We start from the raw sequence: 17,358 nt of genomic DNA, 5'->3' as shown, positions 1-17,358 counted from the left end.
ATGAGCCTGCCGGGTTGGCTGTCGTGGCTGGATGCGCTGGCCTGGCCGTGGCTGCTGTTGGCGCTGCCGTTGCCGCTGCTGATGCGCTGGTGGCCGCTGCGCGCCGACAACGCCGCCGCCCTGCGGGTGCCCTACGACGCCGACCAGCTGCAATCGCTGGGCGTCGCTGCCGGCGGGGCGTCGCTGGGCGTGGGCCGGGTACTGCTGTGGCTGGCCTGGACCTGCCTGTGCGTGGCCGCCGCGCGCCCGCAGCAGCTCGGCGAGGCGGTCACGCCGCCGCAGCAGGGCCGGCAGATGATGCTGGCCGTCGACGTGTCCGGCAGCATGAGCGAGCCGGACATGCTGCTGGGCAACCAGGTGGTCGAGCGGCTGACCGCAGCCAAGGCGGTGCTGGCCGATTTCCTGGACCGCCGCGCCGGCGACCGGGTCGGCCTGCTGATCTTCGGCGAGCGCGCCTATACCTTGACCCCGCTGACCCAGGACCTGACCAGCGTGCGCCAGCAATTGACCGACAGCGTGGTCGGCCTGGCCGGCCGCGAGACCGCGATCGGCGATGCGATCGCGCTGGCGGTCAAGCGCCTGCGCGAACAACCGCAGGGCCAGCGCGTACTGATCCTGCTCACCGACGGGGTCAGCAACGCCGGCGTGCTGCAACCGCTGCGCGCGGCCGAACTGGCCCAGGCCGAAGGCGTGCGCGTCTATACCGTGGCCTTCGGTGGCGACGGCGGCTACAGCCTGTTCGGGGTGCAGATCGCCGCCGGCGACGATCCGGTCGACGAAGCCACCCTGCGCAGGATCGCCGAGCTGACCGGCGGCCGTTCGTTCCGTGCGCGCAATACCGATGAGCTGGCCGGCATCTATGCCGAACTGCAGCGCCTGGAACCGGTCGCCTCGGCCGGCCCGACGGTGCGCCCGCGGATCGAACGCTACGCCTGGCCGCTGGCGCTGGCCCTGCTGCTGGGCGCACTGGCCTGGCTGCTGCCGAGGCGCTGGGCATGAACATCGACTGGAACGCGCTGCACCTGGTCCGCCCCGAGGCACTGTGGGCGTTGCTGGCGCTGCCGCCGATCGCGCTGCTCTGGCACTGGCGGCGCCGCCGCGGCAATGCCTGGCAGGCCAATGTGGATGCGCACCTGCTGCGCCATCTGCTGGTGGCCGGTGGCCGCCGCGCCTGGGGCGGGCTGGCGCTGCTGTTGGCCGGCTGGACGCTGGCGGTGCTGGCGCTGGCCGGGCCGTCCTGGCGCCAGGTCGCCCAGCCGTTGTGGCAATCGCCGTCACCGCTGGTGGTGGCGCTGGATCTGTCCTCGCGGGTGACCGCCACCGACCTGCCGCCGTCGCGGCTGCTGCAGGCCCGCGCCAAGCTGGCCAGCCTGCTGCGGCAGCGGCAGGGCGGTGAAGTAGCGCTGCTGGCCTATGCCGACGATGCCTACACCGTGGCACCGCTGACCGAAGACATGGCCAACGTGGCGCTGTACCTGGACGCCCTGGCGCCGACGGTGATGCCCCGCGATGGCCAGCGCGCCGAGCGGGCGCTGCAGGCGGCGGTACTGTTGCTGCAGCAGTCCGGTGCACGCAGCGGCGACATCCTGCTGCTCACCGACCGAGTGGACAGTGGCGACGACCGTGCCGCCGGCAGTGCACGCGCGCAGGGGTTCAGGGTGTCGGTGCTGGGCCTGGGTACGCCGACCGGCGCGGCCTACCGCAGCGGCGACGGGCAGATTCTGCAGGCGCGGCTGGAAGAGGCGCCGTTGCGCGCGCTGGCCACTGCGGGTGGCGGCCGCTACGCGCGCATCGCCAACGACGATGCCGACCTCAAGGCGCTGGGGGTGTTGACCCCGACCATCAGCGCCGATGACCGCCGCGATGGCGACGGCCTGGCCTGGCGCGATGAAGGCTTCTGGCTGTTGCCGCCGCTGTTGCTGCTGTCGCTGTGGGCGTTCCGCCGACGTGGCCTGGCGATGCTGCTGGTGGCGTGCGTGGCGTTGCCGCTGGCAGCACCGGCACCGGCACAGGCGGCTGAAGGCACGCTGTGGCGGCGCGCCGACCAGGTCGACCAGACCCGCCTGGGCGCAGGCGTGGAGGCGTACCGGCGCGGCGATTTCAAGGGCGCCCAGCAGCAGTTCGAGGGCATCGACAACGCGCCGGGCTGGTACAACCTGGGCAATGCGCTGGCTCGCCAGGGCCAGTACGACGCGGCCATCGAGGCCTATGACAAAGCCCTGCGCCGGGCCCCGGGCATGCCCGACGCGGTGGCCAACCGCGCCGCCGTGGACGCCGCGCGCAAGCGCAAGCCACCGCCTGCTCCGCCGGGCGGCGATGGCCGGCAACCGCCCAAGGCGCCCGGCGCGCAAGGCAAAGGACAGCCGGGGCAGGACCCGGGCAAGCCATCGCCCGGGCAGCCGCAACCGGCCGACAACGGCCCACCGCCGCCGCAACCGGAGCCGGGCCGGGAAAAGGACGGCCAGGCCAAGCCTGCTGCCGGCAACCCCGATCCGGCCGCGCAGGCGCGCGCCGATGCGGCGCAGCGCGAACAGATGCAGCAGGCGCTGCAGCGCCAGGGCAAGGACAGCAAGGACGCCCCCGCGCAGCGGCAGGCCGCCGAAAGCCCGCAGCAGCGCGAACAGCGCCAGGCGGTGGAAGCCTGGATGCGGCGCGTGCCCGATGACCCGGGCAGCCTGTTGCGGGCCAAATTCCAGTTGGAAAACGAACGCAGGAAACGGGAAGGACGATGAGCGCAGACACCTCCACGCGGCGATGGGCACGCGCCTGCGTCTGGCTGCTGCTGGCCGTCAGCGGATGGGCCCAGGCGCAGCCGCGGGCCTGGCTGGACCGTGACCAGATCAGCGACACCGACACGGTGACCCTGACCATCGAAACCGACGCCGGCGGCGCGCCGGACTATGGCCCGTTGCAGGCCGATTTCGAGCTGGGCGCACAGACCAGCAGCCGCCAGGTGCAATGGAGCAACGGCTCGACCCAGTCGCACACGCGCTATGCGGTGACGTTGTCGCCGCGGCGCAGCGGCACCCTGCAGATTCCCCCGCTGCAGGCCGGCAACGGCCAGACCGCGGCGCTGGTGCTGCAGGTCAGCGCCGATGCGGCGGCGGCACGCGGCGACGCGGCGGTGTTTATGGACGTCGAAGTCGATGATGCCACCCCGTACGTGCAGCAGAGCGTGGGCGTGGTGGTGCGGCTGTATTACGCCACCCAACTGCTGTCCGGCGAGCTGGTGCTGGATACGCCGCCGGGCGCCTCGATGCAGCGGGTGGGCGAGGACCGCAGCCTGGTGCGCGAGGTCAATGGCCGCCGCTACAACCTGGTCGAGCGCCGTTTCCTGCTGATCCCCGAGCGCAGCGGCACGCTGGTGCTGCCGGCGGCGCAGTTCAACGGCCGCAGTGCCGGCGGCTTCATGGACAGCATGTTCGGTGGCGATGGCCGGCTGCGTGCGCGTGCGCCCGAACGCACCTTGCAGGTACAGGCGCAGCCGGCGCAGGCGCCGCAGCCGTGGTTGCCGCTGCACGATCTGCGCCTGCGCTATACCGCCGCGCCGCGCAGCGGCCGTGCCGGCGAGGCGGCCACGGTGGTGATCGAAGCGACCGCCCAGGGCGCCACCCGCGCGCAGTTCCCGGAATTGCCGGAACTGGATGTCGGCCGGGACGCGCAGGTGTTTGCCGAGCCGGCGCAGTACGACGAGAGCTTCAACGGCAGTTCGCCGCAACTGAAGCTGACCCGGCGCTATTCGATCGTGCCGCGCCAGGCGGGAACCCTGCACGTGCCCGGGCCGCGCATGGCCTGGTGGGACGTGCAGGCCGGGCAGGCGCGTACCGCCGAACTGCCGGACCTGAGCCTGGCCGTGGCCGCCGGCGGTGCCACCGGCAGTGCGGCACCGATCCCGCTGGACACCACATCGGCCTTGCCGGACGGGGCCGCTGCGGCCTCCAGCGCCGTGTCGGTCGCCCCGCTGCCGGCACAGGCACGGCCGTGGGGCTGGATCGGCGCGACCGCCGGCTTTGCCGCGCTGTGGCTGCTGACCCTGCTGTGGGGCTGGCGCCGGCGTGGGCGTGCGCGCCCGGCGGCCGGCCCGGTGCGCGGCCCTGGCCTGGTCCCGGCGGGCACGCCCAGCCTGGCCGAGCTGCGCCGGGCGCTGGAAAGCGAGGGGCTGGACGAGATCGTGGCGCTGCTGTGCGCGATGGGCGGGGTGCAGGGCCTGGAGGCCTTGTTGGCGCGTCTGGCCGATCCGCGCCAGCGCGACAGCCTGCTGGCCATGCAGCAAGCGCGATGGAGCGCAGGCAATGGCGATGTCGGGCAGGCCCGGCAGGCCCTGCGTGTCGCGTTCCGTGACGGACCCCACTGGCACGCCCCTGCGGTGGCGGAAAACAATGGCTTGGCACCTCTATACCCTTCGGGGCCGTGAGGGTGCCGCCGGCCATGGGGGCCGGCTTTGTTAAGCTGATTCCACATCTTTAAAGGAAAGCCGTTCCATGACTGAGGCCGCAACGACCCGGCAGAAACTGCCCCTGCACTGGAAAATGGCCATCGGCTTCGTGATCGGCCTGGCCCTGGGGCTGACCGTGCATGCCCTCGGTGGAACTCCTCCCGACCCAGGCAGCACCGACAGCCTCACCGCCCTGCAGGCCGTGGTCAAGTGGGTGATTGATTACATCACCTCACCGGCCTCGAACCTGTTCCTCAACCTGATCTTCATGCTGATCGTGCCGCTGATCTTCTCGGCGCTGATCATGGGCGTGTCGGAGATGGGCGACATCCGCGCGCTGGGCCGGATCGGCTGGAAGACGCTGGCCTATACCATCGTGCTGTCGGGAATCGCGGTGGGCATCGGCCTGGTGCTGGTCAACGTGCTCCAGCCCGGTGCCGGCGTGGACCCGCAGGCAGCGGCGCAGATGCTGGCCCAGAACGCCGAGCGCAGCAAGGCCATCGTCGCCGGCATCCATGGCACGCCCAAGGGCATGGACATGCTGCTGTCGATCGTGCCGAGCAATGTGCTCAAGGCCGCCTCGGACAACGGCGCGATCCTGTCGCTGATGTTCTTCGCGCTGATGTTCGGCATCGGCATGGTGCTGACCGACAACGAAAAGGTGGCCCCGCTGCGCCGCGCGATCGAGGGCGTCTTCGAGATCTCGATGACCCTGATCAACCTGGTCATCCGCCTGGCCCCGTACGCGGTGGCCTGCTTCATGTTCAACCTGGCCGCGCTGTTCGGCTTTGAGCTGATCATCCGCCTGGGCGCCTACGTGGGCGTGGTGGTGCTGGCGCTGGGCCTGCACATGGTGGTGACCTACGGCATCGCGGTGTGGTTGTCCGGGCGCTCGCCGCTGGCGTTCTTCCGCGATACCCAGGAAGCCACGGTGATGGCCTTCTCCACCGCCTCCAGCAACGCCACCCTGCCCACCGCGCTGCGGGTGGCCGACCAGATGGGCCTGCCGCAGAAGGTCTCGCGCTTCGTGCTGACCGTGGGCGCCACCGCCAACCAGAACGGCACGGCGCTGTTCGAGGGCGTGACGGTGATCTTCCTGGCCCAGTTCTTCGGGGTGGACCTGAGCATCGGCCAGCAGATCATGGTGATGGCCGTCTGCATCCTCGGTGGCATCGGTACCGCCGGCGTGCCCTCCGGTTCGCTGCCGGTGGTGGCGATGATCTGCGCCATGGTCGGGGTCGACCCGCTGGGCATCGGCCTGATCCTGGGCGTGAACCACTTCCTGGACATGTGCCGTACCGCGCTGAACGTCACCGGCGATCTGGCCCTGACCACCCTGGTGGCCAAGGGCGAAGTGGACGATGGCCCGGTGGCGCGGGCATTGCCGGTGGAAAACGGCGAGCGTAATTGAACAGCGCATCGTTGCCATGGATACTTGCCCGGCGCATGGAAGGCGCCGGGATCGGCGCCGTGCGGACAGGAGCTGAGATGAGGATTTCGTATCTGACGGTGGCCGCTTTGGCGCTGCTGGCGTTCGACGCCAGTGCCCAGAAGGCCTGTGAAACCAACTATGTCCAGGAAGGCAGTTTCTTTGCCGGACGCAAGTTCACCACCTGGGAGGTGGTCCCGGTGGCGCCGGCCCAGGCGTTCAAGCGGATCAAGATCGAGGGCGTGAAGTCCGGCCTCACCCTGAAGACCTCCGACGAGGAATCGGGTCTGCTGATGTTCGAGCAGAACGCCCAGGGCAGCAAAGGCCAGGTCACCCTGCCATGGAACGTGCTGATCGAGCCGGAGGGCAAGACCTCCTCCAAGATCACCGTCACCAAGCTGACGCCGGGTGGCTATGCCACCAGCGAAAAGTTCCAGCGCGAATCGACCTGCGGCGTGATCCAAGCCGCTTCGACCAAGTAATCCGCCGCCAGGCCGGTTGCCTTGACGCCCCGCCCCGCGGGGCGTCTTCGTTTATCCCCGGTGGAGCCCTTCACAGGGCGGCCCCGCAGGCGGTACCGGCCTGACCCCGCCGTTGGTCTGTGGGACAATGGGCAGCCCGCAGTTCCGCGGGAGCCTCCCGACTCTCAGAACCATGACGCAGCCTACCCGCCGCCAGTTGGCCAACGCCATCCGCTTCCTAGCCGCTGATGCGGTCGAAACCGCCAAGTCCGGGCATCCCGGCATGCCGATGGGCATGGCCGATATCGCCGAGGTCCTCTGGAACGACTATCTCCGTCACAACCCGAAGAATCCCAAGTGGTTCAACCGCGACCGCTTCGTGCTGTCCAACGGCCACGGCTCGATGCTGCAGTACGCGCTGCTGCACCTGAGCGGCTACGACCTGCCGATCGAGCAGCTCAAGCAGTTCCGCCAGCTGGGCAGCAAGACCGCCGGCCACCCCGAACACCATGAAACCCCCGGGGTGGAAACCACCACCGGTCCGCTCGGCCAGGGCCTGGCCAACGCGGTCGGTTTCGCGCTGGCCGAGAAACTGCTGGCGCAGCGTTACAACCGCCCCGAGCACGAGATCGTCGACCACCGCACCTGGGTGTTCCTGGGCGACGGCTGCCTGATGGAAGGCATTTCGCACGAAGTGGCATCGCTGGCCGGCACCTGGGGACTGGGCAAGCTGGTCTGCTTCTGGGACGACAACCACATCTCCATCGACGGCAACACCGAAGGCTGGTTCACCGACAACACCCCCGAGCGTTTCGAGGCCTATGGCTGGAACGTGGTGCGCGGCGTCGATGGCCACGACCCGGACAGCATCAAGTCCGCCATCGACAGCGCCCTGGCGCAGTTCGACAAGCCGACCCTGATCTGCTGCCGCACCACGATCGGGTTCGGTTCGCCGGGCAAGGCCGGCAAGGAATCCAGCCACGGCGCGCCGCTGGGCAAGGACGAGCTGGAAGCCACCCGCAAGCAGCTGGGCTGGAACTACGGCCCGTTCGAGATTCCCGAAGAGATCTACGCCGGCTGGCGCGCCGGCGGTACCGGCACCCTGCGCCAGGCCGAGTGGGAACAGCAGTTCGACAAGTACGCCAGGCAGTTCCCGGCCGAAGCCGAAGAACTGACCCGCCGCTCGCACGGTGAGCTGCCGGCCGACTTCATCGCCAAGGCCGATGCCTATATCGCCCAGGTCCAGGCCGAAGGCCAGACCATCGCCTCGCGCAAGGCCTCGCAGCTGGCGATCGAAGCGTTCGCGCCACTGCTGCCGGAACTGGTCGGCGGTTCGGCCGATCTGGCCCATTCCAACCTGACCCTGTGGAAGGCCAGCAAGTCGGTGGCTACCGACGACCCGAACGCCAACTACGTGTATTACGGCGTGCGCGAGTTCGGCATGACCGCGATTGCCAACGGCCTGGCGCTGCACGGCGGTTTCATTCCGTTCGACGCCACCTTCCTGGTGTTCAGCGACTACGCCCGCAACGGCGTGCGCATGAGTGCGCTGATCCCGGCGCATGCGATCCACGTCTATACCCACGACTCGATCGGCCTGGGCGAAGATGGCCCGACCCACCAGCCGGTGGAGCACCTGGCCTCGCTGCGCTACATCCCCAACAACGATGTGTGGCGCCCGTGCGATGCGGTCGAGTCGGCGGTCAGCTGGAAGTCGGCGATCACCCGTACCGACGGCCCGAGCTGCCTGGTGTTCAGCCGCCAGAACCTGCCGCACCAGCCGCGCAGCGCCGAGCAGGTGGCCCAGATCGCGCGCGGTGGCTACGTGCTGGCCGACGCCGAGGGCGGCGTGCCGGACGTGATCCTGATCGGCACCGGTTCGGAAGTGGGCCTGGCGGTGGCGGCCAAGGCCGAGCTGGATGCGGCCGGGATCAAGACCCGCGTGGTGTCCATGCCGTCCACCGATGTGTTCGAACGCCAGGATGCGGCCTACCGTGAGTCGGTGCTGCCCAACGCGGTGCGCAGGCGGGTGGCGGTGGAAGCCGGTGTCACCGGGTTCTGGCGCCAGTACGTGGGCCTGGACGGCGCGGTGATCGGCATCGACACTTTCGGTGCCTCGGCGCCGGCCGACGCGTTGTACAAGCACTTCGGCATCACCACCGAAGCCGTGGTGGCTGCCGCCAAGGCGCTCTGACCCCAGCGGCATTCGCGTCGGTGCCCAGAAGGCCGGGGATTTCCCCGGCCTTCTGCGTTTGCGCGGCCCGACCCTGGGCCGGACCTACCCGGCGGTGCGGGCCAGGCCCAATCGCACCAGCCGCGCCTGGATGCGCTCGCCCAGATCCTTGGGCGCTTCCAGCCCCATCCGCTGCAGATACGTCGCATCGCCGTCGCCGGCCGGCTGCATCAGCGCGGCCAGCACGGTGCGCAGTTTGGCCGCGCGCGTAGCGGTGTTCTGCTTCAACCAGCCCAGCGCCTTGACCAGGTGCTGTTCGACCTCGGTGAAGTCGCTGCCCAGCGGGTAGTCGGGCAGCAGCCCGGCCTGGCGGAATGGCGCCAACGCCGCACGGACGGCCGCAGCGGTATTGCGCTGCTGCCAGTGCGCCGGGGCGAGGAAGGCCGCGTCCAGCTTCTTCGCTGCCTGGGCGGTCTGCAGCAGCCCGGCCTGGAAGGCGGCATCGGTGATGCCGGCCATGCCGATCACGCAGTCCTCGTCGGTCAGCCCGCGCAGGTCGGCGATGCCGTATTCGTTGATGTAGATATCGCGCAGGTGGCGCGGGATGGTGGTATGGCCATAGTTCCAGCGCACGTTGGACTGCAGCCGGCCCTTGTCCTCGCGCACGGCGCGGAACAGCAGTGCGCTGCGCGCTTCGGGCAGGGCGTGGGCCATCGCCACGAAGTTGTACTGGCCGCCCACGCCGGACACCACCCGGCCGTCCTCCAGCGCATCGGATACCGCCGCGCCCAGCGCGGTGGCCATCATGCACGAATTGAAGAAACGCGCATGCCGGCGCTGCAGCCGTTCCAGGGCTTCATTGCCGCCATACAGCTGGTTGATCTCGCTGATCCGGCGCATGCCGATCGCACTGCGTTGTTCGTCGGGCAGCTCGCGCAGCCACTGGTAGAACTCCGGCGAGCCCAGGTAGAACGCGCCATGCAGGTACTCGCCCTCGGCCTCCAGGGTGGCGTGGTCGATGGTCAGGGTACTGCCGCTTTCAATGCGTTCCATCAGCGCCAGGTCGTCGTGCACCTTGCGCCGGATCACCCCGGTCTGCACCAGCCGGCGGAAGCCTTCGTTGAGCATTTCGCTGCAGCCGTACAGGCCGATGTCGAACGGCTCCAGGCCGCCGCATTCCAGCACCGCCGGGTGGCTGGCCAGGCGCGGGTCGAGCGCATGCAGGATCTGCCGGTAACGGGCGTTGTCGGTATGCCGCAGCACCAGTGCGTGGCTGATCGCATCGGCCAGGGTGCCGATGCCGATCTGCAGCGTGCCGCCGTCGCGGACCAGCGCGCTGGCATACAGGCCGATGGCGTAGTCGGCGTCGCCGACCGGTTGGCGCGGCAGGCCGAACAGCTCGGGGTAGGGCCCTGGCGGGGTGATCACCAGGTCGAAGAAGCTCACGTCCACCGTGGCCGAGCCGCCCAGGTAGGGCAGCTGCGGGTCGATCTCGGCGATCAGCAGCGGCCGCGGCAGGCCGCGCGCGGCCATCGCATCCAGGGTGTCCTGGGTGATGTCGTTGTTGCACGACAACGACAGCCGACGGTCGTCCGGGCGCATCGCCACCTTCTGCACGATCGCATGCGGCGCGCGCTGGGCCACCGCATCGGCGGCGTGGGTGTAGTTCAGGCTGGTGTAGTTGCGCTGCGCCTGCGCCGAGCCGAGCAGGGCGCCGGACTGCATGTAGAACTCCTCCACCTGCACATGCGCGGGCAGGCGGTCGGCGGCCACCGCATCGGCATAGGCCAGGCGCGGGAATTCCGCGCCGAAATGACGCTGCGCGAACGGGGCCATGAAGCGCGCTTCCAGCCCATCGGCGCCGGCCCTGGGCGGATTCAACGACAACGCGGTATAGATCTGCAGCGGCCGCGACGCGTCGTGCTCCACGCGCGCATACAGGGCATTGAGCAGCCGGTGCGGCTTGCCCAGCGCCAGTGGCGCACCGATGCGCAGGGGGCCATCGACGCGCTGCAGCAGCCAGTCGATCGCAGCGTCGAGGTCGGTGAGGTGTTCGGTCATCCAGCGCCATCCTGCAGAGGTATACGGGCCATTACAGCATTCCGGGCTTGAACAGACCGCGACGGGAGACTTCCGCGCCGGACCGCATGAACTGCCCATCGCCACGGTAATGCAGGGTTTTCGGCAGTTTGGGTACTTTGGCCACGTGCGCCTTGACCACTTCCCAGATGAAAAGGCCATGCCGTTTGACCTGGCTGGCGTCGTGCAGGCGGCATTCGAAACTGGCCGGGCACTGCGCCAGCAGCGGCGCGTCCACCGCGCTGGCGGGGGTGGTGTCCAGGCCGAAGCGCTCGAATTTGTCCACCTCGGCCCCGCTGCAGTTGCCGATCCCCACGACCGTGTCGAGCAGGTCGGCGGTGGGCAGGTTGAGCACGCACTGGCGGCTGCGCCGGATCAGTTCGAAGCTGTGGTTGCCGCTGGAGATCATCGTGCCCAGCAGCGAAGGGGTGAATTCCAGGACCATGTGCCAACCCAGGGTCATTACGTTGCGTTGGCCCTTCCAGGCCGAGCTGACCAGTACGACCGGGCCGGGCTCGAGGAAGCGGCGCACCTCGGCGACCGGATAGTCCAGCTTTCGATAGCGTCTCATCACAGCCTCCAGGCAATGGCCCGATCCTCGCAGTGGGCGCATGAACCGGCCGTGGAAGGGCTTGACACGGGGAGCAATTACGTCCGTAATCGATCCGTCGATTACGGATGTAAATGATGAGCCAGATCAGCGAAGCCGAAGCCGTGGTAATGGACGTGTTGTGGCGCAACCATCCCTTGGGCGCCGATGAGGTGGTGGCCGCGCTGGCCGGCCGCGACTGGGCCGAGCCCACCATCAAGACCCTGCTCAATCGCCTGCTGACCAAGGGCGCGATCAGCGCCGGCCGCGACGGCCGCCGCTATCTCTACTCACCGGTGCTGCAGCGCCAGGCATGGGTGGCCGAGCAGAGCACCGGCATGCTCGACAAGCTGTTCGATGGCCGGGTGGCGCCGCTGGTGGCGCATTTCAGCCAGCGCGGGCAGCTGAGCGCACAGGACATCGCCGAACTGAAGCAGCTGATCCAGGCGCTCGACCATGACTGACCTGATCAATGGCGTGGTGCAGGCCAGCGTATGGCTGGCGGTGGCGGTGCTGCTGCTGGCCGCGGCGCGGCCGTTGCTGCTGCGCCTGGGCGGAGCGGCGTTGGCCTATCGCAGTTGGTGGTTGCTGCCCTTGGTGCTGGCGGCGTTGTGCTTGCCACTGCCTTCCGCGCCGATGGCCGATGCGGCGCCGATGCGGGCCATCGGCGGCGTCTTGCGGGCTCCGGTGGTAGCGGCCGACGCCGCGCTGTGGCCCATGCTGGTGCTGGCGGCGTGGCTGGCCGGCGCGCTGGCGATGGCGGTCGCCGGCTGGCGCGCGCAGCGCCGCTTCGAACGTGCGATGGGCCCGCTGCAGCCGCGCGGCGATGGCAGCTGGCGGGCCAGTGCCGACCCCGGGCTGCCCGCGCTGGTGGGCCTGTGGCCGCCGCGCATCGTGGTGGGCCCTGCCTTCGAGCAGGACTTCAGTCCCGCCGAGCAGGATCTGATCCTGCAGCACGAACGCAGCCATCGCCGCCACGGCGACCCCTGGGCCAATGCCGGGCTGGCGGTGCTGCGCTGCGTGTTCTGGTTCCACCCGTTGCTGCCGTGGGCGGCGCGCCGGTTCCTGCGCGACCAGGAACTGGCTTGCGATGCACGCACGGTCGACCCGCATCCGGCCCTGCGCCGGCTCTATGCCAACGCGCTGCTCAAGGCGCAGTTGGTTCACCCGGTTGCGCCGATGGCCTGCCACTGGCGCAGCCAACCGCTGTTGAAGGAGCGTATTGCCATGTTGAAGGAACACAAGCCCAAGGCATTGCCGTGGATTGCCGGGCAGGTGCTGGTGGTGGGGGTGAGCGTGGGATTGGCGGCGGTGGCGTGGGCCAGCCAGGCGGAGGCCGGTGCCAGGCCGGCCTCCGTCACCGAGAGGGTTGAACCGGTGCAGGCCGGGCCGTCGACGACCACCGGCGACCGGCCGGTAGTGCCCGACAGGATGGCCCCGCCCAGCTTCCCCAGACAGGCCTTCGAACAGGGCCTGTCCGGCAAGGTGGTGCTGCGGGTGGAGGTGGATGCCCAAGGCGCGGTGAGCGATGTACGGGTACTCAGTGCAAGCAATCCCGGCGTGTTTGAAGAAAGCGCGGTGACCGCCGCACGTACCTGGACCTACCAACCCGCGCTCAGGAATGGCAAGCCGGTGGCGGCGGCAGTGCGCATTCCTGTTACCTATGAATTCGACCCGTCGGCGCCCACGCAATGAGGCTCGCAGGGGCGGTAGTGCTGGCGCTGGCCCTGGTCGGCTGCGCCGGCCATGACCAGATCACCACGGTGGACACCCGCGCCGAGAACGTCGGCCTCCAGCGCCTGCGCAGCGATGGCGGCGGTGCAGGGCAGGTCCAGCCGTATCGGCTGCAGCCAAGCGAGGGCTACCGGATGCCGCAGTTGTACGCCGCGCCGGACCCGGTGGTGGGCACGCGTGATCCACGCCGTGAACTGCCGCCGACGGTGGTGTGCCTGCAGGTAGTGGTCGATGCCGAGGGCAGGGTGGAGCGCAGCGTGGCGTTGACCGATCGGCCCGAATGCGCGGCGAGCGCCGCAGCGGAGAACCTGCCGTTGCTGGAGGCCGCACAGGAGGCGGTAGCGCAGTGGCGCTATTCGCCGGCGGCGGTCTGCCACTACCCTGCGGGCGGCACGGCGGACAGCCGCGGCAATTGCCAGGGCGCCGAGCGGGTGGAGCCGGTAGCGGTCAGCCTGTTGTACGCCTTCACCTTCGAGATCGTGCACGGCCAGCACACCGTGCGCCGCCAGGGGCGCTGATCGCCATGCTGTCCGCGGCCGGCATTACGACCGGTCCGGTCCGCCCTGCAGGTTGGCCTTCACCGCCGGGTGCATCAGCCTGGGTTGGTCCAGGCCGGCATCGCGGGCCTGGCGGGTGGCGACGAACTCCGCTTCGCTGACCCCCTCATGCAGGTGGATGTTGTGCGCGCGCTGTGCGCCGATGGTGGTCTGGTTGGCCACCGCGCGGCCGCCGGGGCCGTAGTCGTGGCAGATGAACACGCGGGTGGGGTCGGGCAGCGCGAACAGGCGCTGGATCGAACGGTACAGCTGCGCGGCATCGCCACCGGGGAAGTCGCAGCGGGCGGTGCCGCCGTCGGGCATGAACAGCGAGTCGCCGGTGAACAGCGCATCGCCGATGCGGTAGGCCACGCTGTCGCTGGTATGGCCGGGCACGGCGATCACTTCGGCATCGACGTTGCCAAGCGCGAAGCGTTCGCCGTCGGCGAACAGGTGGTCGAACTGCGAGCCGTCGGTGGGCACCTCCAGCGCATAGCGCGGGGCGAAGCTGCGCTGCACTTGCACGATGCCGCTGCCCATCGCCAGCGTCGCCGCCGGCCATTGCTGCTTGAGCCAGCGGCCGGCACTGATGTGGTCGGCATGGGCGTGGGTTTCCAGCAGCCAGCGCACCTGCAGGGCGTGGTCGCGTACGTGGGCAAGCAGCGGTTGCAGCGCGCCGGTGCCGAGCGCGTCGGTGTCCGGGTCGTAGTCCAGCACCGGGTCGATCACCGCCGCCTGCAGGGTTGCCGGATCGTGCACCACGTAGCTGAACGTATGGCTGTCGGGGTGGAAGAAACTGGCGACGTGCGCGGACATGGTGGAAACCTCAGCGTTTGCCCAGGGTGGCGTTGAGCAGCACCGCCAGGCGTTCACCGGCCAGGCGCAGCTCCTGCTCCGCGACCGGGCGGTAGGTGGCGGCGTAGTCCGGGCCAAGCGTACGCCTGGCCGGGTAAACGCCGGGTGCAATGGCGATGCGGCAGCTCGCTTGCGCCCATTCCACCGCGTCGGTGGCGATGCTGGAGCGCTGGCCCAGCCTGGGCGCGGGCAGGGCCAGCAGGCGCTGCAGGTACTGGTCATCGTCCAGCCTGGTTTCATTGAGCATGCCGCTGTCCCACAGCGAGTGCAGGTTGGTACCGCGGTTGTTGAACTGCACCTGGAAGTCGTTGCCGCCCTTGTCATGGCCGTAACCGGCATGCATGGGCTGGTGGATGTCCCCGGCGAAGTGGACGACGAACTTCAGTGCCTGCGCGCGTTCGGCATCGGACTTGCTGCGGTCGCCGAGGATGGCGGTCTGCGCCTTGAGCGCTTCGACCACGCAGTTGCCGCCCTTGCAGTGCTTCTGGGCCTGGTAGCGGCAGTCGTCCTCGCCGATGTTGACGTAGTGCCAGCTGGCCGAACGCTTGCCCAGGCCGGGATCCTTTGCGCGCAGCTGGTCGGCCCAGGGGGCGATGGCGTGCAGGGTGGGGTCCGGTTCGCCGGCCAGCAGGCGGTCCACTTCGGCCTGCGCCTGCGGGGTGAGCCGGGCTTCGGCGACGCGGGCGACCAGCCGGTGGCCCTGTGCGCCCCAGGCCAGGGCATCGGTGGAAACGAAGGTGAGGGCCAGTGCCAGGGCAGTGGCCGGAATCAGGGAGGCGATCTTCATCGGCTGCATTCTAGCGGGCGGCCCGGCCGCCGGGCTTGCCCGGATCTGGCCGACCGCGGCGCCGGACCGGTACGCTGGGGCCGTGGCCAACCATGGGAGCGGCGCCGATGCACAAGGTTCTGGGTTTGATCGGGGGCATGAGCTGGGAGAGTTCGGCGCACTACTACCGGATGATCAACGAGCAGGTGCGCGATGCGCTGGGCGGGACGCACTCGGCGCGGCTGCTGATGTGGTCCTTCGACTTTGCCGACATCGAGGCGCTGCAGCGGGCCGGCGACTGGCCGGCGGCGACCGCGGCGATGGTCGATGTGGCGCGCCGGTTGGAGGCGGCCGGGGCCACGGCGATCGTGATCTGTACCAATACGATGCACTTGATGGCCGAGCAGGTGCAGGCCGCGGTAGGCGTGCCGTTGCTGCATATCGCCGATCCGGTGGGGGAGGTGATCCGGGCCGCAGGACTGCAGCGGGTGGGGCTGCTGGGCACGGCGTTCACGATGGAGCAGGATTTCTACCGGGCGCGGCTGGCGCAGCGGTATGGGCTGGAGGTACTGGTGCCGCCGGCGGACGATCGCGCGCAAGTGCACCGGATCATCTACGAAGAACTGGTGCAGGGCAGGGCGCTGCCGGTTTCGCGCGAGGCCTATCGCGGGGTGATGCAGCGGCTGGTGGGCCGTGGCGCGCAGGCGATCATCCTGGGCTGTACGGAGATCATGCTGCTGGTCGACGCCGACGATGCATCGGTGCCGTTGTTCGATACGGCCGCGCTGCATGCGCAGGCGGCGGCAGCGCATCTTCTTGCGGCCGGGTAGGTAGCAAAAGCACGGTTCTTCGCCCATGTACGGGGCTACCGCTCGCTATAGACCGTGGGCGCTGCTGGTACACAGGCAGTGCCGGCCGCTGGCCGAATGCCGTTGCTGTTGTTGTCGCTTCACCGTGAAGTCCAACGTCAACAGCTTTCGTGCCCCTGCGGGGCGCGAGTCACCTTTCTTTGCTCGTGCAAAGAAACGTAACCCAAAGAAAGCACGCCCCGTCCGCGATCCGGCGGGCTGCGCCCGCCGGTGCCCTGCGCTTCTCGCGTCGGCAAGGGACGGCGCGGAACTCGCTGCGCTCAAACACCCGCGCCTCTTCGCCCTTGCCGCCACTGCGATGCTCGGCTCGCTCCAAGGGGGAGGGAAGTCAAGATCAACAGCAACAGCAACGGCGTCCAACCAACGGTTGGCCTTACTGCTCCAGTTCCTGGCAACCCATCGCAGGTAGGCCCGACCCGTGGTCGGACACGCTTCGTTCCGGCATCACCTTGTCTAAGCGTGGCTTGGGCCTACGCTTTTCCCATGCGTGCCAGCCATGCGTAGAGGGTTGGCGTGGGTGGGTTGGCGGGACTGTCGAAAACATGGATGTTTTCGCCAAGCCCCCAAGGAGGGGTTCACGGCGTGCCCCGCCAACCCACCCGCGCCAGCCCAATCAGCGCATACCGTGGATCACGGCCTTTGAACGTTCTCTGATATGAGGCTGTAGTTCGCAACTTACTCCCCGCAAATCGGCGAAGAACCAAAAAAATCCCCGGCTGAAGCCGGGGAAAGCGTTGCTGCGAGGGTGTTGCGCTGGTACGACCTGATAAGCCGATCAGAGCCCGCCGATCAGAACTTGAACACGTAGGACACGCCGTAGGCCAGCGGGTCGATGTTGACCGTGCCGATCTTTTCGCCGTTGAGCTTGACCTTGCTGTCGATGTCGATCCAGCGCACGTCCACGCGCAGCGAGCCCTTGTCGTTGATCGCAACGTCCAGGCCCGCGTGCGCGGCCAGGCCCCAGGAGTCTTCCAGCTTCAGCGTGTTGCCGGCCAGCGCGCCGCCGGTCTTCTCGCTGAAGAAGGTGGTGTAGTTGATGCCGGCGCCGACGAACGGGGAGACCTTGCCCTTGCTGTTGAAGTGGTACTGCAGCGAGACCACCGGCGGCAGGTGCTTGGTGCTGCCCACGCCGCCCAGGCCGTCGATGCTGATGTCGTGCTTGAACGGCAGCGCGGCCAGGATCTCGATGCCCAGGTTGTCGGCGATGAAGTATTCGCCGGTGATGGTCGGCTTGATGTCGTTGTCGACGTCGACCTTCAGGGTGCCGCCGGCCAGTGAACCGTTGTTGGACTTCGGGGCGACCTGGTGCACGCCGGCACCGATGGTCCAGTCGCCCTTGGACTGGGCCATGGCCGGGGCGGCGGCCAGGGCCAGCGCGGCGGCCAGGCTGGAGAGCAGGAGGGGGGAGGGCTTGCGCATGAGCGTGTCTCGT

Annotated in this window: 15 protein-coding genes; 10 read left to right on the top strand and 5 right to left on the bottom strand. The window is 69.1% G+C overall.

The window, feature by feature from the left end; translation table 11 throughout:
* From AC3ITM_RS15120 to tkt, 6 genes are all read left to right on the top strand, one after another.
* The gene (locus AC3ITM_RS15120; protein WP_489266152.1) at positions 1 to 999 is read left to right on the top strand and encodes a vWA domain-containing protein; all 999 of its coding nucleotides are present in this window, start codon (positions 1 to 3) and stop codon (positions 997 to 999) included.
* A complete protein-coding gene (locus tag AC3ITM_RS15115) occupies positions 996 to 2,732 on the top strand; it encodes a VWA domain-containing protein (protein ID WP_489266150.1) in 1,737 nt (578 codons plus the stop codon). The genes AC3ITM_RS15120 and AC3ITM_RS15115 overlap by 4 nt, the downstream gene beginning before the upstream one ends.
* The gene (locus AC3ITM_RS15110; RefSeq protein WP_489266149.1) at positions 2,729 to 4,414 is read left to right on the top strand and encodes a BatD family protein; all 1,686 of its coding nucleotides are present in this window, start codon (positions 2,729 to 2,731) and stop codon (positions 4,412 to 4,414) included. Before AC3ITM_RS15115 ends, AC3ITM_RS15110 begins: the two co-directional genes overlap by 4 nt.
* A gap of 67 nt (positions 4,415 to 4,481) precedes the next feature.
* Positions 4,482 to 5,846, top strand: coding sequence for a dicarboxylate/amino acid:cation symporter (locus AC3ITM_RS15105; protein WP_489266147.1), 1,365 nt, complete (start codon positions 4,482 to 4,484; stop codon positions 5,844 to 5,846).
* A gap of 77 nt (positions 5,847 to 5,923) precedes the next feature.
* Positions 5,924 to 6,346, top strand: a complete 423-nt coding sequence (locus tag AC3ITM_RS15100) for a hypothetical protein (RefSeq protein WP_228887618.1) — start codon at positions 5,924 to 5,926, stop codon at positions 6,344 to 6,346.
* Between the two features lie 172 nt (positions 6,347 to 6,518).
* On the top strand, positions 6,519 to 8,519 hold the full coding sequence (gene tkt, locus AC3ITM_RS15095) for a transketolase (protein WP_489266144.1): 2,001 nt from the start codon (positions 6,519 to 6,521) through the stop codon (positions 8,517 to 8,519).
* An 84-nt stretch (positions 8,520 to 8,603) separates the two neighbouring features.
* Here tkt and AC3ITM_RS15090 read toward each other — a convergent pair whose 3' ends face one another.
* Both AC3ITM_RS15090 and AC3ITM_RS15085 read right to left on the bottom strand, forming a co-directional pair.
* Positions 8,604 to 10,559, bottom strand: coding sequence for an acetyl-CoA hydrolase/transferase C-terminal domain-containing protein (locus tag AC3ITM_RS15090; RefSeq protein WP_489266142.1), 1,956 nt, complete (start codon positions 10,557 to 10,559; stop codon positions 8,604 to 8,606).
* A 31-nt stretch (positions 10,560 to 10,590) separates the two neighbouring features.
* The gene (locus AC3ITM_RS15085) at positions 10,591 to 11,148 is read right to left on the bottom strand and encodes a flavin reductase family protein (protein WP_489266140.1); all 558 of its coding nucleotides are present in this window, start codon (positions 11,146 to 11,148) and stop codon (positions 10,591 to 10,593) included.
* Between the two features lie 116 nt (positions 11,149 to 11,264).
* Here AC3ITM_RS15085 and AC3ITM_RS15080 point away from each other — a divergent pair, with 116 nt between their 5' ends.
* The 3 genes from AC3ITM_RS15080 to AC3ITM_RS15070 are packed head-to-tail and all read left to right on the top strand — an operon-like array spanning position 11,265 to position 13,418.
* Entirely contained in the window at positions 11,265 to 11,630 is a 366-nt protein-coding gene (locus AC3ITM_RS15080; RefSeq protein ID WP_489266139.1) for a BlaI/MecI/CopY family transcriptional regulator, read from the top strand.
* Positions 11,623 to 12,861, top strand: coding sequence for a M56 family metallopeptidase (locus AC3ITM_RS15075; protein WP_489266137.1), 1,239 nt, complete (start codon positions 11,623 to 11,625; stop codon positions 12,859 to 12,861). Before AC3ITM_RS15080 ends, AC3ITM_RS15075 begins: the two co-directional genes overlap by 8 nt.
* Positions 12,858 to 13,418 (top strand): hypothetical protein, encoded by a 561-nt coding sequence (locus AC3ITM_RS15070; RefSeq protein WP_489266135.1) that lies wholly within the window; start codon positions 12,858 to 12,860, stop codon positions 13,416 to 13,418. Before AC3ITM_RS15075 ends, AC3ITM_RS15070 begins: the two co-directional genes overlap by 4 nt.
* Positions 13,419 to 13,442: 24 nt before the next feature.
* On the opposite strand, the gene AC3ITM_RS15065 is transcribed toward AC3ITM_RS15070, so the two are convergent.
* Positions 13,443 to 14,252: an MBL fold metallo-hydrolase gene (locus tag AC3ITM_RS15065; protein WP_489266133.1), complete on the bottom strand. Its 810-nt coding sequence runs from the start codon at positions 14,250 to 14,252 to the stop codon at positions 13,443 to 13,445.
* Positions 14,253 to 14,262: 10 nt separating this feature from the next.
* Positions 14,263 to 15,087, bottom strand: a complete 825-nt coding sequence (locus tag AC3ITM_RS15060; RefSeq protein ID WP_489266131.1) for a S1/P1 nuclease — start codon at positions 15,085 to 15,087, stop codon at positions 14,263 to 14,265.
* A gap of 98 nt (positions 15,088 to 15,185) precedes the next feature.
* Between AC3ITM_RS15060 and AC3ITM_RS15055 the strand changes: the two genes are divergently transcribed.
* Positions 15,186 to 15,887: an aspartate/glutamate racemase family protein gene (locus AC3ITM_RS15055; protein WP_489266129.1), complete on the top strand. Its 702-nt coding sequence runs from the start codon at positions 15,186 to 15,188 to the stop codon at positions 15,885 to 15,887.
* An 828-nt stretch (positions 15,888 to 16,715) separates the two neighbouring features.
* Here the strand turns inward: AC3ITM_RS15055 and AC3ITM_RS15050 are convergent.
* On the bottom strand, positions 16,716 to 17,345 hold the full coding sequence (locus tag AC3ITM_RS15050; RefSeq protein WP_489266127.1) for an OmpW/AlkL family protein: 630 nt from the start codon (positions 17,343 to 17,345) through the stop codon (positions 16,716 to 16,718).
* Positions 17,346 to 17,358: the final 13 nt, after the last annotated feature.

This window comes from Stenotrophomonas sp. KH_029 (assembly GCF_057839765.1).
This window is presented reverse-complemented; position numbering and strand designations above follow the sequence as displayed.